This is a genomic window from Methylomicrobium agile, from assembly GCF_000733855.1.
Taxonomy (GTDB): Bacteria; Pseudomonadota; Gammaproteobacteria; order Methylococcales; family Methylomonadaceae; genus Methylomicrobium; species Methylomicrobium agile.
In genome coordinates, this window is sequence record NZ_JPOJ01000001.1 from 1,255,674 (window position 1) to 1,280,211 (window position 24,538).

Consider the following 24,538-nt stretch of genomic DNA (forward strand, 5'->3'; position numbering starts at 1 on the left):
TCGAAAGTGTCGGGCACAAAAAGCGTGCCCGACCTACACGGCTTGCCCATAAAAAACAGGCGCCCGAAGGCGCCTGTCTGCAGGATAACAACGCTACCTGTTAGTCGATCTGCAAATTGCCAACGTCCAGCATAGTGTTAATAATCTCCGTGTTCGTCAAGGTGTTACCAGCTGTAAGATCCACGTTTTGCAACACGATGGTCTGACCGGTACCGCCAGCATTACCGCTGCCGTTGGCATCCACCGTAATCGTGGTGGCGTTGGTGACGGCATTAAAGCTGAAGCTCAGGAAGCCGCCTGTGGCAATATTGCCTGCGTTTTCGCCCTGCAATAGATCGGCGAGATTCAGCACATCGCCACCCGCCCCAACGGTGAAATCGGTAATGATATCGGTACCGGTATCACCCGCTTGCCAGACGAAGGTGTCCGAACCGCTACCACTCGTCAGAGTATCATTGCCAAGGCCGCCAATCAGGGTGTCGTTGCCATCCCCACCGATCAGGATATCGTTGCCGGCGCCGCCATCCAGATAGTTGGCGTTGCTGCTGTGGCCTGTCAGCGTGTCGTTGCCGCTGCCGCCCAGCGCTCCTTCGATGGAGGTGTAGGTGTCGCCTTCCGCCTGACCGCCTGAGCCGGTGCTGGTGCCGAGGTTGACGTTCACCCCGGCCGTATCGTCACGGTAATCGACGATATCGAATCCGGCGCCGCCATCGATGGTATCCGCCACCGTGCTGGATGCAATCACATCATCTCCACTCGTGCCGTCCAGGGTGAAGCTCGTGCCGGCACCGCCGACGATGTGAATATTCAACGCCTGCGATGCAGTCACGTCGCCGTCGCCGTCGGAGCCGACAATACCGAATTCCAGATTCTGGTCCCGAGGCAGGATGGTTTCGGTTTCTGTAATAGTGGGATTCGAGAATCGAACGCCTTGGCTGCCGGCCGACACTCCTTCAATATGCACCCGGTTGAAGCTGATGCTTGGATCAATCTCAGTGGTCGCGCCGGAAACGGCGATTACGTCGGTTTCCGTCTGGCCCGTCTGGTCGTTGAAAACCGTCCAGCGGATGGTCAGCGAGCTCTGCATATTGTTCGTCAGCGTGAGTTTGTCCACATAGCGGTTGTCCGAGTTTACAGGACCACCCAGAATCGGACCACCAGGGCTGTCGTTCGCGGGCACACTTCCGGTCTTATAGAATTCCAGCGTGACCTCTTCGTTGGCTCCCAAAAAGTTATTGTTGACCCCGAAGCCCTGCGTAGAGACATTCAGTGATCCAGGGCTGTGGAATTCCAGCGTACCGTCAGAAAGCTGGACGAAGTTCAGAGTGTTGCCCGACGCCAATTGTCCCAGGTTGAAGGCATGGGTAGTGGTTGTTCCTGCCTCCGGGGTGATGAGCCCGAAATTGTAGGTTCCGTCCTTGTGAACCGTCAGCTTGAAAAGCTCGTCTCCCCCAGCCATTGCCGTCAACACGCGCCCCACCACCGCGCCGTCCACGACAAGATCAGCCTGGCTGTAGGTCACGCCATCAATTGCAGGAGGCGTGATGGTGAACCCATCAAATCCATCCGCGCCGAAATCGGCATTGAAGAAGCCGCTTACAGTTCCAACTTCGTTCGGAATGACAGCGTGGGTGAAATCACCTATTGCCGGGCCGTCATCCTTGAAGCTCAAGGCCGTGCCAATGTCGATGCTGGCCGAACCGGTGTTGGTGTCGCCGTCCCCGTCCGTGATGGTGTCGGTGCGCGTCAGCACGATCAGGTTGGCGTTGCTCAGCGTGACTGCGTCGTCCGGGTCACTGCCGTCCGGATGCTTGATCGCGATTTGCTGGTCCAGCGTGACTGTGCCGCTGCCGTTGACGCTGACCGTGAAGTAGACGGTGTCGCCTACGCGGCCTTCGATCACGCCGCCGTTGTTGTGCAGCAGGATGTTCTGGCCCGCCAGGTTGTCCAGGCCGCTGTCGGTGCCGTTGCCGCCCGTGATGCTCAGCGTATAGGCGCTCGTGACCGTGCCCGCACCGTCCGCACCGTAGGTCGGCACGCTGCTGAAGTTGTCCGCGAAGTCGGCTGTGGCGTTGATCGCCAGGTTCGTTTCGTCCACGACCAGTGCGTCGGCCGCCGCCTCCACGCTCACCGTCACGCTCGGCACGTCGTCGAGGATGTTCACCGTCAGGATGCCGTTAGTAGCATCGCCGTCCAGGTCGGTCAAGACCACTTCGAAGTTTTCGAACAGGCTGTTGGGGCCTTGGACGGCGTCATGGGTTTCGTTATCGGCCAGGGTGTAGGTGTAGCTGATTTCGCCGGTCGCCGGGTTGTAGCCGGTAATCGCCAGGGTATTGCCCAAACCGGTGGTGAAGCTGCCGGCTGCGAACACGCCGTTGCTGATGACGGCGTGGCCGCCAATCGTCAGGTTGCCTACGCCGTCCGGCGCGCTGATCGTGAAGCTGCCGGGCTGCGTCAGCGCGGCGGCATTCGGGCTGGAGCCGTCGGCCAAGTGGCTTTCGTTTACGGTGACGTCGCCGCCCTCGGCGGCCGGGGTCAGGTTGCCGATCGTCGGCAGGGTGTTGCCAATCGCGATGGTCAGGGTCGCGGTGTCGCTGTCGCCGTCGCCGTCGGTCAGGGTGTAGGTGAAGACATCGCTGACGTTGCCCGGCGTGCCTTCGTTACGGGTGTAGCTGTAGTCGCCGTTCTGGTGCAGGGTCAAGACGCCGTATTGGCCGGCGACCTGGAAGTTGCCGCTGCCGTCGGCGCTGCCGTCGCTGTTCGCCGGGACGTTGTTGCTGGCTACCGCCGTGACGGCGGCGCCGTCCGCGCCTCGGGTATCGGCGCCGCCGTCGCCTTCGGCGTCGGTGATCACGTTGCCGGTCGCGGGGCCCACGCCGGAGGCGATGCTGTCCACGTCGTCCACGGCCACCGGCACGTCGTCGAGGATGTTCACCGCCAGGGTGCCGCTAGTGCTGTCGCCGTCCAGGTCGGTCAAGACCACTTCGAAGTTTTCGAACAGGCTGTTGGCGCCTTGGACGGCGTCATGGCTTTCGTTGTCGGCCAGGGTGTAGGTGTAGCTGACCGTGCCGGTGCTGCTGTCGTAACCGGTGATGGCCAGGGTATTGCCCAAACCGGTGGTGAAGCTGCCGGCTGCGAACACGCCGTTGCTGATGACGGCGTGGCCGCCAATCGTCAGGTTGCCTACGCCGTCCGGCGCGCTGATCGTGAAGCTGCCGGGCTGCGTCAGCGCGGCGGCATTCGGGCTGGAGCCGTCGGCCAAGTGGCTTTCGTTTACGGTGACGTCGCCGCCCTCGGCGGCCGGGGTCAGGTTGCCGATCGTCGGCAGGGTGTTGCCAATCGCGATGGTCAGGGTCGCGGTGTCGCTGTCGCCGTCGCCGTCGGTCAGGGTGTAGGTGAAGACGTCGCTGACGTTGCCCGGCGTGCCTTCGTTACGGGTGTAGCTGTAGTCGCCGTTCTGGTGCAGGGTCAAGACGCCGTATTGGCCGGCGACCTGGAAGTTGCCGCTGCCGTCGGCGCTGCCGTCGCTGTTCGCCGGGACGTTGTTGCTGGCTACCGCCGTGACGGCGGCGCCGTCCGCGCCTCGGGTATCGGCGCCGCCGTCGCCTTCGGCGTCGGTGATCACGTTGCCGGTCGCGGGGCCCACGCCGGAGGCGATGCTGTCCACGTCGTCCACGGCCACCGGCACGTCGTCGAGGATGTTCACCGCCAGGGTGCCGCTAGTGCTGTCGCCGTCCAGGTCGGTCAAGACCACTTCGAAGTTTTCGAACAGGCTGTTGGCGCCTTGGACGGCGTCATGGCTTTCGTTGTCGGCCAGGGTGTAGGTGTAGCTGACCGTGCCGGTGCTGCTGTCGTAACCGGTGATGGCCAGGGTATTGCCCAAACCGGTGGTGAAGCTGCCGGCTGCGAACACGCCGTTGCTGATGACGGCGTGGCCGCCAATCGTCAGGTTGCCTACGCCGTCCGGCGCGCTGATCGTGAAGCTGCCGGGCTGCGTCAGCGCGGCGGCATTCGGGCTGGAGCCGTCGGCCAAGTGGCTTTCGTTTACGGTGACGTCGCCGCCCTCGGCGGCCGGGGTCAGGTTGCCGATCGTCGGCAGGGTGTTGCCAATCGCGATGGTCAGGGTCGCGGTGTCGCTGTCGCCGTCGCCGTCGGTCAGGGTGTAGGTGAAGACGTCGCTGACGTTGCCCGGCGTGCCTTCGTTACGGGTGTAGCTGTAGTCGCCGTTCTGGTGCAGGGTCAAGACGCCGTATTGGCCGGCGACCTGGAAGTTGCCGCTGCCGTCGGCGCTGCCGTCGCTGTTCGCCGGGACGTTGTTGCTGGCTACCGCCGTGACGGCGGCGCCGTCCGCGCCTCGGGTATCGGCGCCGCCGTCGCCTTCGGCGTCGGTGATCACGTTGCCGGTCGCGGGGCCCACGCCGGAGGCGATGCTGTCCACGTCGTCCACGGCCACCGGCACGTCGTCGAGGATGTTCACCGCCAGGGTGCCGCTAGTGCTGTCGCCGTCCAGGTCGGTCAAGACCACTTCGAAGTTTTCGAACAGGCTGTTGGCGCCTTGGACGGCGTCATGGCTTTCGTTGTCGGCCAGGGTGTAGGTGTAGCTGACCGTGCCGGTGCTGCTGTCGTAACCGGTGATGGCCAGGGTATTGCCCAAACCGGTGGTGAAGCTGCCGGCTGCGAACACGCCGTTGCTGATGACGGCGTGGCCGCCAATCGTCAGGTTGCCTACGCCGTCCGGCGCGCTGATCGTGAAGCTGCCGGGCTGCGTCAGCGCGGCGGCATTCGGGCTGGAGCCGTCGGCCAAGTGGCTTTCGTTTACGGTGACGTCGCCGCCCTCGGCGGCCGGGGTCAGGTTGCCGATCGTCGGCAGGGTGTTGCCAATCGCGATGGTCAGGGTCGCGGTGTCGCTGTCGCCGTCGCCGTCGGTCAGGGTGTAGGTGAAGACGTCGCTGACGTTGCCCGGCGTGCCTTCGTTACGGGTGTAGCTGTAGTCGCCGTTCTGGTGCAGGGTCAAGACGCCGTATTGGCCGGCGACCTGGAAGTTGCCGCTGCCGTCGGCGCTGCCGTCGCTGTTCGCCGGGACGTTGTTGCTGGCTACCGCCGTGACGGCGGCGCCGTCCGCGCCTCGGGTATCGGCGCCGCCGTCGCCTTCGGCGTCGGTGATCACGTTGCCGGTCGCGGGGCCCACGCCGGAGGCGATGCTGTCCACGTCGTCCACGGCCACCGGCACGTCGTCGAGGATGTTCACCGCCAGGGTGCCGCTAGTGCTGTCGCCGTCCAGGTCGGTCAAGACCACTTCGAAGTTTTCGAACAGGCTGTTGGCGCCTTGGACGGCGTCATGGCTTTCGTTGTCGGCCAGGGTGTAGGTGTAGCTGATTTCGCCGGTCGCCGGGTTGTAGCCGGTAACGGCCAGGGTATTGCCCAATCCGGTAGTGAAGCTGCCGGGCGTGAACACGCCGTTGCTGATGACGGGGTGGCCGTCGATCGTCAGGTTGCCTACGCCGTCCGGGGCGCTGATCGTGAAGCTGCCGGGCTGGGTCAGCGCGGCGGCGTTGGGGCTGGAGCCGTCGGCCAGGTGGCTTTCGTTGACGGCCACATCGCCGCCTTCGGCGGCCGGGGTCAGGTTGCCGATCGTCGGCAGGGTGTTGCCACTCGTAATCGTCAGGGTCGCGGTGGCGCTGTCGCCGTCGCCATCGGTCAGGGTGTAGGTGAAGACGTCGCTGACGTTGCCCGGCATGCCTTCGTACCGAATATAGCTGTAGACGCCGTCCGAATGGATGGTCAGGTCGCCGTATTGGCCGGCAATGGTCACGCCGGCGGCGCTTACTTCCGTCAATGCCGCCCCGCCTGGATTATTGCTGACGATCGCTGTCACCACAGCACCGTCCGCGCCAAGGGTATCGGCGCCGCCGTCGCCTTCGGCGTCGGTGATCACGTTGCCGGTGGCCGGCCCTACGCCGGAGGCGATGCTGTCCACGTCGTCCACGGCGACGGGCACGTCGTCGAGGATGTTCACCGCCAGGGTGGCCTGGGTGCTGTCGCCGTCCAGGTCGGTCAAGACCACGTCGAGGTTTTCGAACAGGCTGTTCGTGCCTTGGACGGGGTCATGGGTTTCGTTGTCGGTCAGGGTGTAGGTGTAGCTGACCGTGCCGGTGTTGCTGTCGTAGCCGGTAATGGTCAAGGTATTGCCCAAGCCGGTAGTGAAGCTGCCGGGCGTGAACACGCCGTTGCTGATGACGGCGTGGCCGTCGATCGTCAGGTTGCCTACGCCGTCCGGGGCGCTGATCGTGAAGCTGCCGGGCTGGGTCAGCGCGGCGGCGTTGGGGTCGGAGCCGTCGGCCAGGTGGCTTTCGTTGACGGTGACGTCGCCGCCTTCGGCTGCCGGGGTCAGGTTGCCGATCGTCGGCAGGGTGTTGCCGATGGTAATCGTCAGGGTCGCGGTGGCGCTGTCGCCGTCGCCGTCGGTCAGGGTGTAGGTGAAGACGTCGCTGACGTTGCCCGGCGTGCCTTCGTTACGGGTGTAGCTGTAGTCGCCGTTCTGGTGCAGGGTCAAGACGCCGTATTGGCCGGCGACCTGGAAGTTGCCGCTGCCGTCCGCGCTGCCGTCGCTGTTCGCCGGGACGTTGTTGCTGGCCACCGCCGTTACGGCGGCGCCGTCCGCGCCTCGGGTATCGGCGCCGCCGTCGCCTTCGGCGTCGGTGATCACGTTGCCGGTGGCCGGCCCCACGCCGGAGGCGATGCTGTCCACGTCGTTTACGGCGATGGGCACGTCGTCGACGATGTTCACCGCCAGAATGCCCGAGGTGCTGTCGCCGTCCAGGTCGGTCAGGACCACGTCGAGGTTTTCGAACAGGCTGTTCGGGCCTTGGACGGGGTCATGGGTTTCGTTGTCGGTCAGGGTGTAGGTGTAGCTGACCGTGCCGGTGTTGCTGTCGTAGCCGGTAATGGTCAAGGTATTGCCCAAGCCGGTGGTGAAGCTGTCGGCCGTGAACGCGCCGTCGGTGATGACGGCGTGGCCGTCGATCGTCAGGTTGCCTACGCCGTCCGGCGCGCTGATCGTGAAGCTGCCGGGCTGGGTCAGCGCGGCGGCGTTGGGGTTGGAGCCGTCGGCCAGGTGGCTTTCGTTGACGGCCACGTCGCCGCCTTCGGCGGCCGGGGTCAGGTTGGTGATTGCGACCCCATTGTTGGTATTTTCGATGTTCAGCGCGAGGACCGCGGTGTCGCTGTCGCCGTCGGCGTCGGTCAGGGTGTACGGGAAGGTTTCCGTTCCGGTACCGCCGCCGCCCAGGGCGAGGAAAGCTTCGCCGTTGGGGTTCAGCGTGTAGGTGTAGCTGCCGTCGGCGGCCAGTTCCAGGGTGCCGTAGAGGCCGGTCAGGGTCGCCGGGGTGATCGGGTTGGCCGTTACGTCGGCGCCGAGCACGTCGTTGGTGAAGACGTTGCCGGTCAGTGTGACCTGGTTTTCGCTGGCGGTTTGGGCGTTGGTGTCGTCGATCGCGTCGGGGACGTCGTTGACGATATGAATGTTCAACGTCGAATTCGCGCTGTCGCCGTCCACGTCGGTCACCGCGACCGCCAGCGTGTCGATGAAGTCGCCGCTCTGGCCGCCGTTGTCCGCCGGGTTGTTCAGGGTGTAGCTGTAGTCGACGGTGCCGCCAAACGCGGTGCCGCTGTAGCCGGTCAGGGTCAAGGTGCCTTGCGGGGTGGTCACGGTGACCGGGGCGGCGCCGAGGTCCAGAAGCTGCGCCACGCTCAGTTCGGTGCCGTGGACGGTCACTGTCTGCAGTCCGTCCGGCGCATCGAGCATGAAGCTGCCGGTCTGGGTCAGGCTGGCGGCATCGGGCGCGGTGCCGTCCGGCAGGTGGCTTTCCAGCACGGTCTCATCGCCGGCGGTATTGCCGATGCCGGTGATCGTGACGTTGTCGTCGATATTTTCGATGTTCAGCGTGAGGATTGCGGTGTCGCTGTCGCCGTCGGCGTCGGTCAGGGTGTACGGGAAGGTTTCCGTTCCGGTACCGCCGCCGCCCAGGGCGAGGAAAGCTTCGCCGTTGGGGTTCAGCGTGTAGGTGTAGCTGCCGTCGGCGGCCAGTTCCAGGGTGCCGTAGAGGCCGGTCAGGGTCGCCGGGGTGATCGGGTTGGCCGTTACGTCGGCGCCGAGCACGTCGTTGGTGAAGACGTTGCCGGTCAGCGTGACCTGGTTTTCATTGGCGGCTTCGGCGTTAGTGTCGTCGATCGCGTCGGGGACGTCGTTGACGATATGAATGTTCAACGTCGAATTCGCGCTGTCGCCGTCCACGTCGGTCACCGCGACCGCCAACGTGTCGATGAAGTCGCCGCTCTGGCCGCCGTTATCCACCGAGGTGTTCAGGGTGTAGCTGTAGTCGACGGTGCCGCCAAACGCGGTGCCGCTGTAGCCGGTCAGGGTCAAGGTGCCTTGCGGGGTGGTCACGGTGACCGGGGCGGCGCCGAGGTCCAGAAGCTGCGCCACGCTCAGTTCGGTGCCGTGGACGGTCACTGTCTGCAGCCCGTCCGGCGCATCGAGCGTGAAGCTGCCGGTCTGGGTCAGGCTGGCGGCATCGGGCGCGGTGCCGTCCGGCAGGTGGCTTTCCAGCACGGTCTCATCGCCGGCGGTATTGCCGATGCCGGTGATCGTGACGTTGTCGTCGATATTTTCGATGTTCAGCGTGAGGATTGCGGTGTCGCTGTCGCCGTCGGCATCGGTCAAGGTGTACGGGAACGTTTCCGCCGCGGTACCGCCGCCGCCCAGGGCGAGGAAAGCTTCGCCGTTGGGGTTCAGCGTGTAGGTGTAGCTGCCGTCGGCGGCCAGTTCCAGGGTGCCGTAGAGGCCGGTCAGGGTCGCCGGGGTGATCGGGTTGGCCGTTACGTCGGCGCCGAGCACGTCGTTGGTGAAGACGTTGCCGGTCAGCGTGACCTGGTTTTCGCTGGCGGTTTCGACGGGGGTGTCGTCGATCGCGTCGGGGACGTCATCGATAATTTCGATATTGATCGACGAATTCGCGGCACTGCCGTCGTTATCGGTCACGGTGACCGCGACTGTCTCGATGAAGCGGTCACTGTCGGCGCCCGCTTGGCTGTCGTTATCGACCGCCGCGTCCAGTGTGTAGCGGTAACTGACGGTGCCGCCTGTCGCGCCGCCCGCGAAACCGGCCAAGGTCAATGCGCCGTACGGGGTATCAATCGTCACCGGATTGTTCGCCAGATCCTGTAGCTGGGCAAAGGTGAACGTCGTGCCGCCTACGGTTACCGTGGCAATGCCGTCCAGCGCCACCACTTCGAAGCTGCCGGCCTGCATCACTCCCTCCGTATTCGGGCTGCTGCCCGCCGGCAGGCCGCTTTCGAGGATGCTGAGATCGCCCGTAGTAACGCCGATACCGTTTATTATTACGGGATTATTCACTCCCTCCGTCAGCATCGGATTGAGTATCAGGTTTTCCTGAATCTGCGAAAATGAAAAACTAATTCCGTTCGTGTCGAAACCGCTGTTCGGTTGGGATACGGGATTCTGATAGTCGACAATGTATACAGTACCATGACCTTCATTGCCGCCCGACGCCGTGCCGCCGCCCGCATCGGCACCGCCGGCGGCGGCGGCTTGCAGAGACTTGGTCGGATCGAAGTTTTCATCGAACAGCGCCTGCTGGATGGCGGCCACTTCGTCTTGCGCGCCTGCCGCGGTTTGCCCGGCAGCCTGCGTGACCGGGTTCTCAGACGACAGCATATCTTCGTTCAGGGAAACTTGCTGATTGCGGCCCAGATCCATGGTCGTGCCGTCATTGAATTCGATCACGACATTGCCGTTGTCCGCGGTCACGATGACTTCGTCCGGAAGTACTCTGTCCCCCGTGTAAAGCACACGCTCGGTACCGTCGGCCGAAACCGCCTTTACCATACCTGTCACAAATTTAACGATGCCGAACTTTGCCATTTTTAGTGCCCTCCACTTGGGGATTTTATCGCTCTATAATCCGCGCGCTATCGAGTTAGCGCATGAGGTAATTGTTCCACAAACCCTGCAAGTTGAATATTGTACTTTGGTACTAAATGACAATGATTTCTTCGAAGGAAATGTCGGGCACAAAAAACGCGTGCCCGACCTACACGACTTTGGTACTAAATGACAATGATTTCTTCGCAACCTTCAACTGCGAATTAAGCGGTGCATCGGCGTTGCCTCGTCAACTATTTGTAGAGCAAATCCCCCCTGCCCCCTTTTTCAAAGGGGGGGATGCCGCCAGAGTTGTCGGGCGTTTTTTCTCGTTCCCACGCTCCCGCGTGGGAATGCATACGTGCTCACCAACGCCGAGTCACCGGCAACAACCCCGACTGTCCCGCATAATCCCGAGCGCTCGAATACCGCCAATGCTCCGCCTGCTCTACATACCCCCTTTTCACCGGATTCAGATGTATATATTCAATTTTTTGCCGCATCATCTCTTCGCTTTGAATCCATTCCGGATGAACGCCTTCCTGCCAGAACTGATACGCACGATCACTTTTATGCGCTTTTTTATAAAAAGCCAATTGATCAAGGATCGTATTTATCCGATTGGCTTCCAGAAGCCGAATCAATTCTCGAGCTGTATAGGATTTTAAGCGATAAATGTCCCTATCCAATTGTTGGCTTTGTGCAATCAGATGAAGGTGATTTTCAAGAATCACATAGGCATGGATCGTTAACCCCTCATTGACTAAAAAACGCAGTGATTCAAATAAGATCTCAACCGTAGCGGGCCGGGTAAATACCGGAATCCAATGCAGAACGGTCAGCGTCATAAAATGGGGTTGATCGGGGTGGATGAATCGATAACGGCTTCTGCCCATCTATTTGACTCCGTATGCGTTCCCACGCGGGAGCGTGGGAACGAGGATAATGATTTCTTCGAAGGAAATGTCGGGCACAAAAAACGCGTGCCCGACCTACACGACTGTAGGGCGTTTTCGCGACAGCAAAACGCCAATGGCCTTTAAAGCGGCGGATTGCCTGGCGGCGAATCCGCCCTACTACAAGAACTTTGTCGATCCGGTTGCGTTATCCGCAAAGCCAGCTTGCAATTCCTGCAGGCTTGACTTAACGGCGTAGAGCGGAGGAAGAAGGGGTTATTCAAAGCCTTCTCGATACATTGCGTATCCGATGCTTGTCCGTTTTTTCCATATAAATATAATAGGAAGCAGGAGTATTTTTGTTCAGCGGCATCGGGAACATTCAAGGCGCTGACCAGCCGGAATGCGGGACAATCCGGCGCTTCGATTCACTCCTTCTACCGTTTACCCGGAAAAGCCTCGCTTTTCCGCTTCGTCCGCCTTTTGGGAGAATTTTTGCCATGACTATAAAAAAGACCACCCTCGACAAAGATAAAATGGATCAATTCATCGCCGAGGTCAAACGCAATCAACAACTCAAGGAAGCCACCTACCGGGAACGGGCGATCAAGATGTATCCGTGGATTTGCGGCCGTTGCGCGCGGGAATTTACATCCAGAAACCTCAGCGAATTGACCGTCCATCACAAGGATCACAACCACGACAACAATCCTCCGGACGGCAGCAACTGGGAATTGCTGTGCGTTTATTGCCACGACAACGAACATTCCCGTTACGAGGAAATGCGCTTCGGCAGCGCATCGGCACTGAAAACCTCGTCACCTGCCGCCACCCATAATCCTTTTGCGGGTCTGAAGGAATTGATGACGAAGAAATAGCGCAAGGAATTGAAATAACGCCGAGCTTCGTTCGCGCAACAAATTGCGGTAAGAAGCGCAGCCCGGTATCTACTTCAACCTGTTTAACCCGTCAATTCCCAGATTCGCCAGCTCATCCGCCCGGTCATTCTCCTTGTGCCCGGAATGCCCTTTCACCCATTTCCACTCGATCGTATGCCGGCTGCCGGCGGCATCCAGCCGGCGCCATAAATCCTCGTTCTTGACCGGTTTATTGCCTGCGGTTTTCCAGCCCCGTTTCTTCCAGTTGGGCAGCCATTCGGTAATGCCTTGCAAGACATATTTGGAATCGGTATTCAACTCCACCCTGCATTGCTTTTTCAGCGCTTCCAGCCCTTGGATGGCTGCCGTCAATTCCATACGGTTATTGGTCGTTTCCATTTCGCCTCCATATAATTCCTTGACGGTCCCTTTGTAGCTCAAAATCACGCCCCAGCCGCCCGGCCCCGGGTTGCCTCTGCAAGCGCCGTCCGTATAAATCACCACCGTATCCGTCATGAACCGATCCGTGTCGTGGAGTTGATCGGATTGACCAGCACCAGGCGCGGTTTGGTTTGATAAACCGGGGTCAACGGAATGATATTGTAGCGCCGCTTGATGGCTTTGATCGCATAGGCAGAAGCGCTTAGCGAATAACAGTTTTCCATAAATTTGCCGTGGGTCGAACGCACCGATTTCGCATTGAATTCGGTGAATAAAATCACTTCGAAATTGAGCAGCTTCAGCCAATCGACGACGCGGGTACGGCTGATAAAATGCCCGGACCAGGCATCATGTTTTTGCCGCTCCCATAAATATTCATATCTTATCCGCAAACTCCAGGGATTGAAATTGACTACGACCAGAATTCCTTCCGGCTTCAATACGCGTTCGACTTCGCGCATGGTTTGAAGGCGGCAGGGATCGAACTCCAGAAAATGGGGCAAAATAATCATATCGACACTGTCGCACTGCAAAGGCAGGCGGCTGGCTTCCGCCCTGATTTTTTTAGCGGCCGGAGCGCCCGCCCCTTCCGCATCCAGGATGGCGTAATACTTGTATAAGGAGCAATCGACCAATTCCGTTTCCCATCCCAGGGCGCCGATCTGCAGGATCGTCTGTTTGCAACTGACCGTAATCGAGCGCTGCAAGTAGTCCGTCTCCTGCCGCCTCAGCACTTCGCCGCGCAGGGTTCGGTAATAGGAAAATAAAAAGTCGCGCTTCATTGCAAGTCAACGGCTGAGGATAAATTAGTGTTTTCCGAAAAAAAATGTTATATACTCTGCAGTTATAAACGACTTTAAAATTCGTTTGCAAAAATGACAACCGCCATGTGTCGCCGCTGGATTCGCTCGTAATCTGCTGACGGGGGCGTCGTTTTTTTATGATGCCATAGATTCAGCATTTTATAGATAAAAAAAGGGTTAGAAAATGCAAATTAATTCTAACAGGTCATTCAAATTACTGTCTCTGTCGTTAGCGCTGGCAGCGGCCGGGTGTTCGCAATCTTCCAAAGAGCCGCTGAGCGTCAGCGAGAGACCGCCCCAGGTTTCGCCAGACGACAACAGCTTTTTCGGCCGCTTTCCTTATCTTTCCCATAGAAAGAGCAAACCGAACAACGCGCAGTACGAAACAGTATGGGACCGGCTGTTATCGCTCTACGCCCTGCCAGAGATCAATAACGAACGGATAGACCGCGAGATCAACTGGTATTTGCAGCATCCCCAATCGCTGATTTCCCTGCAGCAGCGCGCCGAACCCTATATGCACCACATCCTCGACGAGATCGAGGCGAAGCGGATTCCCGGCGAACTGGCCCTCTTGCCTGTGGTCGAAAGCTCCTTCGTACCTACCGCCTATTCCAAAAGCGCTGCTTCCGGGCTGTGGCAATTCATTCCTTCCACCGGTCAGGAATTCGGGCTCAAGCAAAACTCCTGGTACGACGGCCGCCGTGATGTTTACGCATCGACCAAAGCGGCAACCTCCTATTTGAAGCAGCTCAGCGAAAACTTCAACGGCGACTGGCTGCTGGCCCTGGCCTCCTACAACTATGGCAAGGGCAATGTCAGAAAGTGCATCGAACGAAACGAGAATATGGACATGCCGACCGACTACTGGTCGCTGAACCTGCCGGACGAAACCTACCATTACGTCCCAAAACTGCTCGCCGTCGCGAAGATTTTTGCAAATGCGGATCGTTACCATATTCCACTGAGGCACATCCCGAACAAGCCCTATTTTGAAGTCGTCGATATCAAGGCCCCGCTCGATCTGAGCAAAGCCGCGCAGATGGCGAATACGCCGATCAACGAGTTTCTTCGACTGAACCCGGGATTCAGTCGCTGGTGCACGGCGCCGGACGGGCCTCATCGCTTGCTGATTCCGGTCAAGAACGCGCCTTTGTTCAAGAAGAACCTGGCCGAAATTCCTTATTACGAACGATTCAACTCTACCAAGCTGATCGCGGAACAACAGGAAGAAATCATTGCCGAGGCCAATGATCGCAAACCCGAACCCGTGGTCGCCAAGCAGCCGGCCGCGCGTTACACTTCCCTTGTCCCAACGGGAGGCTTTGCCAGCTATAAGGTAAAGCGCGGCGAAACCCTGACGTCGATCGCCAAAGCGCACCACACGACAGTACAGAACCTGCGCAGCGCCAACCATCTGGACAAGAACTCGGTCAATTACGGCGCCGTTTTAAAAGTTCCGCCTGCCGCCAAACCGAACGGCAACGCCGTGATGCTGGCAAAATCTTCTCGCCCTTCCGAGACGTACCATACGATCAGCAAGGGAGATACTTTCTACAATATCGGCCAGCGCTATTCGGTCAGCCCCAAAGAATTGGCAAGCTGGAACCGGATTACCCTAAAAACTGCGCTCGTCCCCGGCCGCAAGCTGATCATCAAAGGCCGCGAGCAGCAGGTCGCTTCTTCTTCCAATTCTTTGCGTTTGGTCCATTATACGGTGAAAAAAGGCGACACTTTGACTCAGATTTCCAAAAAGTTCAATGTTTCGGTGAGCGACCTGAAACGGTCAAATGCGCCCGCGCTCGCCAACGGCTTGCAGACCGGACAGATACTGAAAATCGTGGCGGACAGCAGCCACTCGATGATTTAGCCCTATAAGCCTTGGGCTGGGCAGATCCGCCATAAAATTTCAAAAGATCGATGATGGGTTTCGGCTAGCGCCTCTACCCATCCTGCGGCTCTTGTAGGGCGGATTCGCCGCCAGGCAATCCGCCGCGCTTTGAAGGGGATTGGCGTTTTGCTATCGCGAAAACGCCCTACAACGTTGCTCTTCATAACGCGTGACGTGGATAACAGCTCATCGATTATTCGCGAGAACCGAGGCGTTCGGAGGGCGATGGGTTTCGGCTGGCGCCTCTACCCATCCTACGGCTCTGGTAGGGCGGATTCGCCGCCAGGCAATCCGCCAGCCTGTTGGCGTTTTGCTATCGCGAAAACGCCCTACAACGCTGCTCTTCATAACACTTGACGTGGATAACAGTCCCGCCGCAGAAGGCTGCAACCCGCGTCAGGTGCGGATCAATCAGGGCGCACGGATCGATCCTGAACAGGCGGATCTTCGTAGAGTCCCGTCAATTTACGTTTGAATTCATTCGCGATCAGGCTCGCATCCAGCTTGGTGCTCACCACGCGAGGCGTGATCAACACGACGAGCTCGGTTTTAAGCTTTTCCTTACTTGTAGTGCCGAACAACGGTCCGATCAACGGAAGTTTGTGCAGGAAAGGAATGCCGCCCAGGTTATTGGTATCGTTTTCGTCGATCAGGCCCCCCAGCACGATCGTTTCGCCGCTCTGCACCGCGACATTGCTGGTGATTTCACGGGTTTGAATGGTTGGAGAATCAATTTCGCTGACGGTCGTGGTTTTCGGCGTTTCCACGGTCTGCTCGATGTCCATGATCACAAAACCATTCGCATTGACGCGGGGTTTGACTTTCAGTTTGACCCCGGTTTTACGTTGCTGGATACCGCTGGTAATCAACCCGCCTGTCGTCTGATTACTATCGACGACGCCTGTATTGACGTTGGTCACGCTGGTGGATTGCGAAGTCCGCAACGGAATTTCATCGCCGACCTGTATCGATGCTTCGTGATTGTTCAATACCATGATCGACGGCGAGGAAATCACGTTCAGCTTGTTGTCGTTCGCTTCCGCGCTCAATATCGCACGAATGTCGCCCGAATGACTGATGAACGAATAACCGAAACCGCCGGTCACCGCGGCGGCCGCAATCGCGGCCAGATCCGCCCCGGTCGGATTGCCGTTTTCGTCCGCTTGCGAAGCGGCGGCTCCGCTGCCTCGCGTAGCGATCGACTGCCCGTTCGCATGCCCCAGGTACCATTGAATTCCGTATTTCAAATTATCGGTCAACGTCACCGAGACAATCGTCGCATCGATCAGCACCTGCAGCGGCATCGCGTCGAGTTGCGTGATCACCTTGTGAATCACCTCGTACTCCTGTGGGGTCGACACGGTCACGATCGAATTATTCGATTCATCCGCAATAATCCTGACGTTTTCTCCAACGTTCGAAACCGACGACTCTCCGGTTTTTCCGGTTGACGCCGTCCTTTCTCTTCGGGCTGAAGCCGACTTGTCGGTATTTTTATTGGTGATCGTAGCCGCAGTCTGCCCAGGCGCAACCTTGGCCTGCTTGCTCGGCATGGAGGCTCCGGTAAAAATCGCGTTCAGGATGTCCGCCAGCTCAACCGCATCCATATGCTGGACCTTATAGACATTCACGCCGCCGCCGTTCGCCGAGGTCGCCCTGTCCAGCCTGAACACCCAGCTTTCGATATCGCGCAAATAGTCCTGCTGCTGGGTGATCGCCAATACCGCATTCAAACGCTCGATCGGCAGGAAACGGAAAAAAGTGTTTTTCTCTTCCCCTTCCTTCAAGTTGAACACCGCTTCCAGCTCTTTGATCACATCCTCGGGGGATACATGCGCCAAAGGAAACAGGCCGAAAGAGCGCCCGCGGAGGATGTCGATGTCGAAAGTGGCCACCATATCCATCACCCGGTCAATTTCCGCCGCGGATCCTGACACGATCAGCGTGTTTTTGCCCGCATCGACGTTAATCCCGGATTTTTCATTCAGCAGCGGCTTGATCACCTCAAACAAATCCGCCGCCGCAACATAGCGGATCGGGATGACTTGACTCTGGAATCCCGCCTTGCCTCTGCCGCTCTGGCCTACGTTCGAGCTGAACACGGCATCGGACGCAGGTTCGATACGATAGATACGCCCCTCCTTGACCAATGCCGCGTTGTTCTCGCGCAGCACCATTTCCAGGGCCGGCAGCAATTCCTCCTTGCTCAGAGGCTCGGTCGTTTGCAGCGTCACTTTACCGGCCACCTTCGGGCTCAAGATATAATTCTGCCCCAGGATATCGCTGAGGATTACCTTTGAAACCTCGCCGAGGTCGGCCTCGTCGAAATTCAGGCTATACGTGCCCGGCCCCGCCGTTTTGGCTTGAGGCTGCCCGGCACCGGCACCCGACCGCGCTCCGCCTGGACGCTTGGGCGAAGGGCGGCCGGAAGCGGGGTACAATTCGATCTTCGACCGCAACGCATCTTCCGACGGTTGTTTATTCTGCAACCCTTCAAATACCACACCGGGTTTTTCGTTCATGAGCCCCGGCGATATCGGGGTCAGCTTAAGCTTCTCGGGCGGTTTCGGCCCCATCAGTTCGCAGCCGGAAAGCGTCAGCCCTGCTGCCACCAAATACGAAGCGGTTCTTAAGGTGTTCAAATTATTCTTCATTTTCGCCATTCTCGGATTCATCTACGGCAGGCTCGGATTCGGAGTCAACAGGTTGTCCTCTATTGGATCTTCGCCGGCCAGCCTCATCCTGTCGCTCTGCGTCTTTTGTTCTCGCTTGCGGTTGCCGTGCATGCCGCTGCGCTTGTTGTGGGTCCTGGTTTTTCTCTTTTTCCGGCGGCAAGTCCTTCGGCTTGGGTTTTCTCAATACCAGTTCCTTGGATTCTCCCCCCAACTCAAAAACCACTCTATCGGTTTTGATCTGGACCAATCGCCAGCCGTCCACGTCTTCGTTTTCCGAGACTTTCCGGTAATTATCGGGCTTTACCTTCGGGCCGGAGGCGGACGGCGCCGACCCGGCCGCCGGAACCGGAGAGGCGCCCGCTTCCCTGCTTCGGCTCAACAAGGCCGAAAGGCCGTTTCTGCCGGTATAAATGCCATCCAGCCGCCAATCGAACGTTCCGTTCCCGGCTTGCTCCTTCTCGTTTTCGGCGCTGACCTCTTCAACCGGTTTTCTTCCTTTCAAAAATAACGGCCTGGACACCAGATCGACATAGCTCTCTTCCGGTTTCGCTTCGAGATCGACTTCCGGCAACCGGTCGGTCGAGGCATTCGATGGAGCCGACGATTCGATCGATTTCAGCAGGCGGTTTTCGGAATACTGCGCTATCAGCCATTCCATCACGATGATGATCAGCAGCCCCGTACAGACGGCCGATACCAGTTTTAAAATTTTGCCGTTGATATTCATTCGGTCTTTTTCCTCATAAAACTGACCGCCTGAAAATTGATATTCAAATCATTGGTCTGCTCGATCTGGCGGGTACGCCGGTTTCTCACGCCGCGCATGGGCCGGATGTCCAGTTGATCGATGATGATCAGCGGCGCCGACGTTTCGAGCCTGTATAAAACCGACCGCAATACCTCCGAATTACCGGTCATCCGCACGCTGACCGTCAACAGGCTGAAGTTGTCTTTACTTCTCACCGGCAGGGCCTGGGTACTGCTGAGCTTGCCTCCCGCATCCACGATCGCCTTTTTGATGAACTCCTGCACTTCGGCCGATGCCAGCGCTTCGGTCGTTTGGCTGTTGAAATAGTTCTGCGCCTGAATCGCCTCCTTGACGGACCCCATCCCTTTGACCACGGCATCCTTGCCGGCCAGTATTCTTTCGTACTGCCTCAACTTGATCGCAAGCTGGTCCTTTTCTTCGCGCAGTGCTATCCACTTGCCGACCACCGGCACGAAAACCGCAGCGATCAGAAGCAGGACCAAAGCGGCCAGCAGGCCAATCGCCAGCCACCGCTCGATGTTTCTATTTTTTTCGTTGCTCACCTGGAACTTCCGCTTTGACAATATCGGCGGTTATCTGAAACCGCTCAAAACCGGTCGCCGTATCCTGAGTCACCGGGGAAACGAATTTGGCATTCGTAAAAATGTCCGAATCCTCCAATACCGCGATCAATCCGGACGCGGAAGGCGATTCTCCCTGTATCTGCAAATGCCCGTCCGCAAATTGTAAATAAGTCAGCCATGTATTGTCGTCCTTGATCAAGGCGCTCAGCGTGTTCAGCATCTCGATGACCGGAGGCGAGGCGTTTTTGGCTTTGATCAGATTGCCGGTCTCCGCGATCACTTCATCGATTTCGGACTGCATCCCTTTAATCTTCTTCGCGTCTTTCTCGATCGCATCGATTTTTTCCTGCAACAGCGCCACCGTTTGATATTCGAACAGCACGGGCAAAAATAACACGGACGCCAGCAGCAGGGTAACGATTCCTGCCAGTGTCCCATAAATCAGGGCCGGCGTTTTGCCGGCGTTCGTTCTCAGCTGCTCCGGCAACAAATCATAGGCTTCGTCGATCTGCTCCGGATTGTTTTCGACCCCCTCGTAATCGGCCAATAACAGGGAAATGCCGATCGCCTTGAGCTCCGTGTAAAGCCCGTCCAACACCTCGCGCGGGGTGAGGATCAGCATCGCATTGATCATGCCGGGCTCACCGGGCGCAGCCAGCGGTTTCACCGAGAAATAGACCTGCTCCGGTTTGAACGGGGTAAATCTCGACAATTCGTAGGAAACCACCTGAGCCAGATTCTCTTTGGCAGCCGCAGGCAGAACCAACTCCCTGCAAAGTCCTTCCGCACGGTGCAGCCGGAGCACAAAATTGGCTTTGGCCAGCCGCTCGTCCTTCGTCCGCAGCATGTCGAAATCGGCCGCGCCTTCCTCGTTACGGCTCAACAGAGCCAGCGGTTGGCCGGGCTCGCCGGCATAAGCCAACTCGAATTGATGGCCTCGGGTTTTGACGATCACGGTGTCGTGTTCGTCGCTGACCAGAAGCCTGAGCTTTTCAGGGACTAAAAAAGCGAGTTCTTTCCGCCACCATCTGAAAAACTTTTTAAAGTCGAGTTCGAGCGTCGAATTAAGATTCAGCATTCGGGGTCACTAATAATGAGTCTTTGTCCTCGGAAAATAACGATGTATCAGCCCTTTCTTCGCGTTTCCAGTTCAAAATCCGAAACGGCAAACCGCCGCCTTCCGCCGGAGTGTTCGCCACAATGGTCTTGATGATGGCGCCCGAACCGTTTTCAAGCCGGGATTCGGCAATAATCTCGATTATATCGCTCCGGCCCGATCCGCAATTGAATCCCGGCGCCAGGCTCACCGATTGGAGCGGGGTGCCGGTGATCGCGCTCTGCCTGCGCAATTCGATGCATTGATCGACCAATGCCGGATCCAGTCCCAAAGCCAGCATCACCTCTCGCGAAGCCTGCGACAAATCGACTTGCGGCTTGCCGGAATAGAGGGTGATCAGCGGCTCCAGCCGTTCCAGAATCGATTCGTCCATTCCCAAAACCATCTGCAGTTCTTCCAGCGACTGAAACGGTTTGTTTCTGGGCTGATAAAGCTTGCCGGCCTTTTTGTAGTCGTTTTTTTCCGCTCCGTCGATATTGACCAGATCGTCGGAATCCCGCCAATCCATGATCGCCGAAACCAGAGCGGTCTGTTGTTCTCTTTCGATCGGAAGCTGCGCCATCAGTTGCTGCAACTGCATCTGATTCGCGCCGTTCAGATCGACCTTGCCGGTCTCGCCTTTCAGCCTGATTCTTACCAGCGCATCCAAAAATTGCACTTGGTAGATGTTGCCGTCGGTACGCCAGCGTTTGGCGGCATCCGGATTCAACAGCATCATCTCCGCCACCGCAATCCCGGACTCGGCCGCCGTCAGCGCCTTCGCGCCGCCGGTAATCCCGGCAATCACCGCCGTTTCCCTCCGCATCGTCAGCGAAAAACTGGCCGCCATGATCATCAACAGCGACAGCACCCACAACACCAGCACCAACGCAAAGCCTTTATCAGCCTGCGCAGCGATCGCCAGCGGGCGGAAATGCGCCGGCATCCGAGCGGTTCCGGCGCTACGGGCATCATTCGCCAGCATTATCCCGATCCTGCGCATCGCCATCGGTTTGCGAACTATCACCCTCTTCGTCTCCGGCGTCCTCGGAGTCCGGATCTGAAGCGCCCGCAACGGCCGCCAGCTTCAATTCGAAATTCATTTCCGGCCAGAAAACGCCATTTTCGAGGTCGATCTTGATTCTGACCAATCTGGGCAATTGATCTCTCTCTCGCCATTGATTCAGCCAGCCGTTCTCGTTTTCCCCTTCTTCCGGGCCGAAATAGGCCAGCGAAAACCCCGCAACTCCCTTGATCAACGTCTCTTCCTCCGTAAGCCATTCATCGCCTTCGGCAACCGGATAAAACGGCGAGATGGTCACTTTAATCGCATTCTGTCTGTTCTCGTTCACTAACCGCACGGTAAACAGCTGCAGTCCTGCCCGGCCCGCACTCGCCGGAAAAGAAGAGACGAATTGCAGCGATTGGCTATCGCCCTGGAAGGAAAAAAGCCGCTCTTCTTTGGTAAAATCGTTCCAGAGAGGCTTCGCCATCACCAAATGGCGCTGAAAGAAGTTGACGACGCCGGCGGTTTCGCTGACTTCGAAAATTTTCTTCTCGCCTTTCTCCCAGCTTTCCGCGCAAATTTTCAGGCTGACGAACAGCAGCGTCATCATCACGCTGAGCAGCGTCATCGCCAGCAATACTTCGATCAGCGTAAACCCCTGGCCCGCTTTAAGGTTTCGCATCGGCATTCGTGGTCAATTTAAGTTCCGACAATTCGAACCGTCGCTCGCCGCCGCCTCCTTCCTCCCAACTGACGACGGCGGTCACCATGAAGAGCTGGGCGGGAAGGGTTCGCGTATCGACCGTTTCGGTCGTGAGTACGAAAGGCGCGACGGCCAGCTCCCAACGATATTTGTCATCGATCACGCCGGCCGACTGCCCTTGCTGTAACGGCACTTCGGTACCGGGCCTTGCGATCATCGCCTCGGCAATCTGCACGGCGGCGGTGTATTCTTCGGAAACCGAGGCGTTGCGCAGCCCCGCGGAAAAAATACCGAGCAGCATCCCTATCGAGATCGCCATGATCGAGAAGGCAACCAGAATCTCCAGCAGCGAAAAGCCGCGCTGCGCTTTATGCGGTCTTTGCAGGCAGATCATTTGCGGCGCCTCGGCCGGTCGTCGCGCGTGACGTCTTCGACTTCCAGCTGGCCGGTCAGCCAATTGATATCGATCTGCTTGGACACCTCGCCGCGGTCCAGCACGACGCGCCCGCCGGTGGAGGAGCCGTCGGCGAAAAAGCGGATATTGCCCTGGCCTTCTCCGGTCAGCTCGCTCTGCGCAGTCACCACCGTAACCGCGATCGAATCGGGAATCTTATAGGTTTTTTCTCGGCCGCTGAGTTTATAGGTGTTGTCGGTCAGATCGAAGGCGACGGTCATTTCCCGGTGCGCCATCAGCGCCTGGCCGCGCGCATAACGCAGCGCCGATACGACATCCCTGACGGCAGCCTTGTGTTCGAAAGTGCCTGAACCCGACGACATATTCAGCGCGACCACCGAAAATCCCAACACGATGATCACCAATACGATCAATAGCTCAAGCAGGGTAAAACCCTTGGACCGAACGCAGGAAACAGGCAAAAAAAGCGTCATATCATTTGGGCGCACGCCTTGGGCCGAGCAAGACGGAAAAGGCATCGGCGCTGAATATGGACCGGGCTGGCCCCGACAACCAACGGGCGATTATTCCCAGCTCACCACGTCCCGGTCTTCGCCTTCGCCGCCTTCCTTTTCGTCCGCGCCGAAAGAATACAGGTCGAACGCACCGTGCTCGCCGGGCGAAACATAATGGTATTCGTTTTGCCACGGATCCACCGGCACTTTCGACTTGCCTAAATAAGGCCCGTTCCAGCGCTTGGAATTATCGGCAGCCTCGACCAGCGCGGCCAAACCTTGAGAGGAGTTAGGGTAACGGTCCATGTCCAGTTTGTACATTTCCAAGGCTTGGCTCAATTCGGAAATCTGCACTTTCGCCGCCTTGGTCTTCGCATCCGCCATGTGTTTCATCACTTTCGGCCCGACCAGGCCGGCCAGCATCGAGATGATGCCCAGAACGACCAGTAATTCCAGCAAGGTAAAACCGGTCTGTTTATAATGAATGTGTCTCATTTCTTTATAGTTATGCATTAAATAGCCGTTGAATATTTTATTTCTACTAAAAAATCGTTGTTCCGCCCCAAGCCCGCAATACCGTTAAATTAAGGATATCCGTAGACCGGATAAGCGAAGCGCATCCGGCAATTGCGTGGTGGATGCGCTTCGCTTATCCACCACTACCGGGTATCTGCCTCTTAACTTAACGAGATCGCCCAAACCCGGACGGCCGCAGGCCTTTTCCCTGGCAAACCTCATCCCATGACTTTAAAAAGCCAAATCGTTGACGCTCAGGATCGCCAGCAGAATCGAAACGATGATGCCTGCGATCATCAGGCCCAGCGTGATGATCAGCGCGGGCTCCAGCAAAGCCAGCATGCGCTGGATCGCCACTTTCAACTGTTTATCGTAGATTTCCGCCACTCTGAGCAGCATTTCTTCGAGATGGCCGGTTTCTTCTCCCATTTTGATCATCTGTACCGCCATTTTCGGAAAAATCCCGGTTTTGACCAGCGCATCGGACATCCGTTTGCCCTGCTTCAATTCTTCTTCCGCATACTGGATCGCATCCACCAGCACCAGGTTGTCGACGGTTTCCCTGACGATCGCCAGCGCCGAAAGTATGGAAACGCCGTTGCCCAGTAAAGTTCCCAAGGTCCGGCTCATGTTCGCCGTTTCCTTGGTCAGGATCACCAGGTCGGCGAGCGGCAGTTTAAGCACACGGCCGTCCCAGACTTTCTTTCTGGCCGGGTCGGCCAGTTGAAATTTCATATAGGCGACCGCAAAGATCGCCCCGCCGATCAACAGCCACCAATAGCTTTGCAGCCATTCGGCGATGCCGACCACGATCTGGGTCGAAACCGGCAACTCCTGCCCCGCGCTTTCGAACATTTCGGTAAACTGCGGCACCACGAAAATCAGCATCACGAACAGCGAGGCCAGCGACATCACCAACAACACCGCCGGATAGATCAGCGCCGTGCTGACCGTGTCCCGCAATTCGCGCGAGCGTTCCAGATATTCCGCCAGCCGGTTCAAGACCTCGCCGAGGCTGCCGCCGGCCTCGCCGGCCCGTATCATGTTCAGGTAAAAACGTGAAAACACGCCGGACTGTTTTTCCAGCGCATCGGCCAGCGAAGCGCCTCCCTTGACCCTCTCCAGCACTCTCGCAATCAGCTTGCTCAGCTTTTCATTGTCTACGGTCAGATCGATCAGCACGGTCAGCGATTTGTCCAGCGGCAGGCCGGAGTCGAGCAAGGTGGCCAGTTCGCCGGTAAATAGCGCGATTTCCTTTTGACTCAACTTGGTCTGTTTTGCTCCCAGACTCAAGCCGAGAAATGTTTTCGCGCTGGCCGGCCACACCTTGATCGGAATATAGCCCTCGGATTGCAAAAGCCCGATCAGGCTGGGCTCATCGCCGGCGTCCCGGACCCCTTCCTCGGTTTCGCCGAGATTGTTGATCGCTTTATAGGCGTACAGCGGCAT

16 protein-coding genes are annotated in these 24,538 nt (G+C 58.3%); 2 read left to right on the top strand and 14 right to left on the bottom strand.

Features of this window, described 5'->3' with window-relative positions; all coding sequences use genetic code 11:
* Positions 1-100: 100 nt before the first annotated feature.
* Positions 101-9,943 carry a retention module-containing protein gene (locus tag CC94_RS0106060; RefSeq protein WP_084675305.1) on the bottom strand — a complete coding sequence of 3,281 codons (9,843 nt, stop codon included), beginning with the start codon at positions 9,941-9,943 and terminating at the stop codon, positions 101-103.
* 365 nt (positions 9,944-10,308) lie between these two features.
* Positions 10,309-10,839 (bottom strand): REP-associated tyrosine transposase, encoded by a 531-nt coding sequence (locus CC94_RS0106070; protein ID WP_031430193.1) that lies wholly within the window; start codon positions 10,837-10,839, stop codon positions 10,309-10,311.
* Positions 10,840-11,339: 500 nt separating this feature from the next.
* On the opposite strand from CC94_RS0106070, the gene CC94_RS0106075 reads away from it, so the two are divergent.
* Positions 11,340-11,717: a YajD family HNH nuclease gene (locus tag CC94_RS0106075; protein ID WP_005374835.1), complete on the top strand. Its 378-nt coding sequence runs from the start codon at positions 11,340-11,342 to the stop codon at positions 11,715-11,717.
* Positions 11,718-11,786: 69 nt separating this feature from the next.
* Here CC94_RS0106075 and rnhA read toward each other — a convergent pair whose 3' ends face one another.
* Entirely contained in the window at positions 11,787-12,233 is a 447-nt protein-coding gene (rnhA, locus tag CC94_RS0106080; RefSeq protein ID WP_031430195.1) for a ribonuclease HI, read from the bottom strand.
* Complete coding sequence (locus CC94_RS0106085) at positions 12,230-12,940, bottom strand: class I SAM-dependent methyltransferase (RefSeq protein WP_005374845.1); 711 nt, start codon at positions 12,938-12,940, stop codon at positions 12,230-12,232. Before CC94_RS0106085 ends, rnhA begins: the two co-directional genes overlap by 4 nt.
* Positions 12,941-13,145: 205 nt before the next feature.
* Between CC94_RS0106085 and CC94_RS0106090 the strand changes: the two genes are divergently transcribed.
* Complete coding sequence (locus tag CC94_RS0106090; protein WP_031430196.1) at positions 13,146-14,831, top strand: lytic transglycosylase; 1,686 nt, start codon at positions 13,146-13,148, stop codon at positions 14,829-14,831.
* Between the two features lie 428 nt (positions 14,832-15,259).
* Here the strand turns inward: CC94_RS0106090 and gspD are convergent, their stop codons facing one another.
* From gspD to CC94_RS0106140, 10 genes are all read right to left on the bottom strand, one after another.
* Positions 15,260-17,506 carry a type II secretion system secretin GspD gene (gene gspD, locus CC94_RS0106095; protein WP_245619706.1) on the bottom strand — a complete coding sequence of 749 codons (2,247 nt, stop codon included), beginning with the start codon at positions 17,504-17,506 and terminating at the stop codon, positions 15,260-15,262.
* Positions 17,496-18,254, bottom strand: coding sequence for a hypothetical protein (locus tag CC94_RS0106100; protein WP_051911384.1), 759 nt, complete (start codon positions 18,252-18,254; stop codon positions 17,496-17,498). Before CC94_RS0106100 ends, gspD begins: the two co-directional genes overlap by 11 nt.
* Positions 18,251-18,838, bottom strand: coding sequence for a type II secretion system protein GspM (gene gspM / locus CC94_RS0106105; protein WP_005374851.1), 588 nt, complete (start codon positions 18,836-18,838; stop codon positions 18,251-18,253). Before gspM ends, CC94_RS0106100 begins: the two co-directional genes overlap by 4 nt.
* The gene (locus tag CC94_RS0106110) at positions 18,819-19,937 is read right to left on the bottom strand and encodes a PilN domain-containing protein (protein ID WP_031430200.1); all 1,119 of its coding nucleotides are present in this window, start codon (positions 19,935-19,937) and stop codon (positions 18,819-18,821) included. Before CC94_RS0106110 ends, gspM begins: the two co-directional genes overlap by 20 nt.
* The gene (locus CC94_RS0106115) at positions 19,924-20,940 is read right to left on the bottom strand and encodes a type II secretion system minor pseudopilin (protein ID WP_245619707.1); all 1,017 of its coding nucleotides are present in this window, start codon (positions 20,938-20,940) and stop codon (positions 19,924-19,926) included. Before CC94_RS0106115 ends, CC94_RS0106110 begins: the two co-directional genes overlap by 14 nt.
* Positions 20,927-21,643, bottom strand: coding sequence for a prepilin-type N-terminal cleavage/methylation domain-containing protein (locus CC94_RS0106120; protein WP_031430204.1), 717 nt, complete (start codon positions 21,641-21,643; stop codon positions 20,927-20,929). The genes CC94_RS0106115 and CC94_RS0106120 overlap by 14 nt, the downstream gene beginning before the upstream one ends.
* Positions 21,630-22,058 (bottom strand): type IV pilus modification PilV family protein, encoded by a 429-nt coding sequence (locus CC94_RS0106125; protein WP_005374855.1) that lies wholly within the window; start codon positions 22,056-22,058, stop codon positions 21,630-21,632. Before CC94_RS0106125 ends, CC94_RS0106120 begins: the two co-directional genes overlap by 14 nt.
* Complete coding sequence (locus CC94_RS0106130; protein WP_005374857.1) at positions 22,055-22,552, bottom strand: GspH/FimT family pseudopilin; 498 nt, start codon at positions 22,550-22,552, stop codon at positions 22,055-22,057. Before CC94_RS0106130 ends, CC94_RS0106125 begins: the two co-directional genes overlap by 4 nt.
* A 90-nt stretch (positions 22,553-22,642) precedes the next feature.
* Positions 22,643-23,068 carry a type II secretion system major pseudopilin GspG gene (gene gspG / locus CC94_RS0106135; RefSeq protein ID WP_031430208.1) on the bottom strand — a complete coding sequence of 142 codons (426 nt, stop codon included), beginning with the start codon at positions 23,066-23,068 and terminating at the stop codon, positions 22,643-22,645.
* 252 nt (positions 23,069-23,320) lie between these two features.
* Positions 23,321-24,538 (bottom strand): type II secretion system F family protein, encoded by a 1,218-nt coding sequence (locus CC94_RS0106140; protein WP_005374860.1) that lies wholly within the window; start codon positions 24,536-24,538, stop codon positions 23,321-23,323.

Excerpts from the sequence above, each read along its gene's own strand:
- CC94_RS0106060 (WP_084675305.1), bottom strand. The coding sequence starts at position 9,943 with ATGGCAAAGTTCGGCATCGTTAAATTTGTGACAGGTATGGTAAAGGCG.
- CC94_RS0106070 (WP_031430193.1), bottom strand. The coding sequence starts at position 10,839 with ATGGGCAGAAGCCGTTATCGATTCATCCACCCCGATCAACCCCATTTT.
- CC94_RS0106075 (WP_005374835.1), top strand. The coding sequence starts at position 11,340 with ATGACTATAAAAAAGACCACCCTCGACAAAGATAAAATGGATCAATTC.
- rnhA (WP_031430195.1), bottom strand. The coding sequence starts at position 12,233 with ATGACGGATACGGTGGTGATTTATACGGACGGCGCTTGCAGAGGCAAC.
- CC94_RS0106085 (WP_005374845.1), bottom strand. The coding sequence starts at position 12,940 with ATGAAGCGCGACTTTTTATTTTCCTATTACCGAACCCTGCGCGGCGAA.
- CC94_RS0106090 (WP_031430196.1), top strand. The coding sequence starts at position 13,146 with ATGCAAATTAATTCTAACAGGTCATTCAAATTACTGTCTCTGTCGTTA.
- gspD (WP_245619706.1), bottom strand. The coding sequence starts at position 17,506 with ATGAAGAATAATTTGAACACCTTAAGAACCGCTTCGTATTTGGTGGCA.
- CC94_RS0106100 (WP_051911384.1), bottom strand. The coding sequence starts at position 18,254 with ATGAATATCAACGGCAAAATTTTAAAACTGGTATCGGCCGTCTGTACG.
- CC94_RS0106110 (WP_031430200.1), bottom strand. The coding sequence starts at position 19,937 with ATGCTGAATCTTAATTCGACGCTCGAACTCGACTTTAAAAAGTTTTTC.
- CC94_RS0106115 (WP_245619707.1), bottom strand. The coding sequence starts at position 20,940 with ATGCTGGCGAATGATGCCCGTAGCGCCGGAACCGCTCGGATGCCGGCG.
- CC94_RS0106120 (WP_031430204.1), bottom strand. The coding sequence starts at position 21,643 with ATGCGAAACCTTAAAGCGGGCCAGGGGTTTACGCTGATCGAAGTATTG.
- CC94_RS0106125 (WP_005374855.1), bottom strand. The coding sequence starts at position 22,058 with ATGATCTGCCTGCAAAGACCGCATAAAGCGCAGCGCGGCTTTTCGCTG.
- CC94_RS0106130 (WP_005374857.1), bottom strand. The coding sequence starts at position 22,552 with ATGACGCTTTTTTTGCCTGTTTCCTGCGTTCGGTCCAAGGGTTTTACC.
- gspG (WP_031430208.1), bottom strand. The coding sequence starts at position 23,068 with ATGAGACACATTCATTATAAACAGACCGGTTTTACCTTGCTGGAATTA.
- CC94_RS0106140 (WP_005374860.1), bottom strand. The coding sequence starts at position 24,538 with ATGCCGCTGTACGCCTATAAAGCGATCAACAATCTCGGCGAAACCGAG.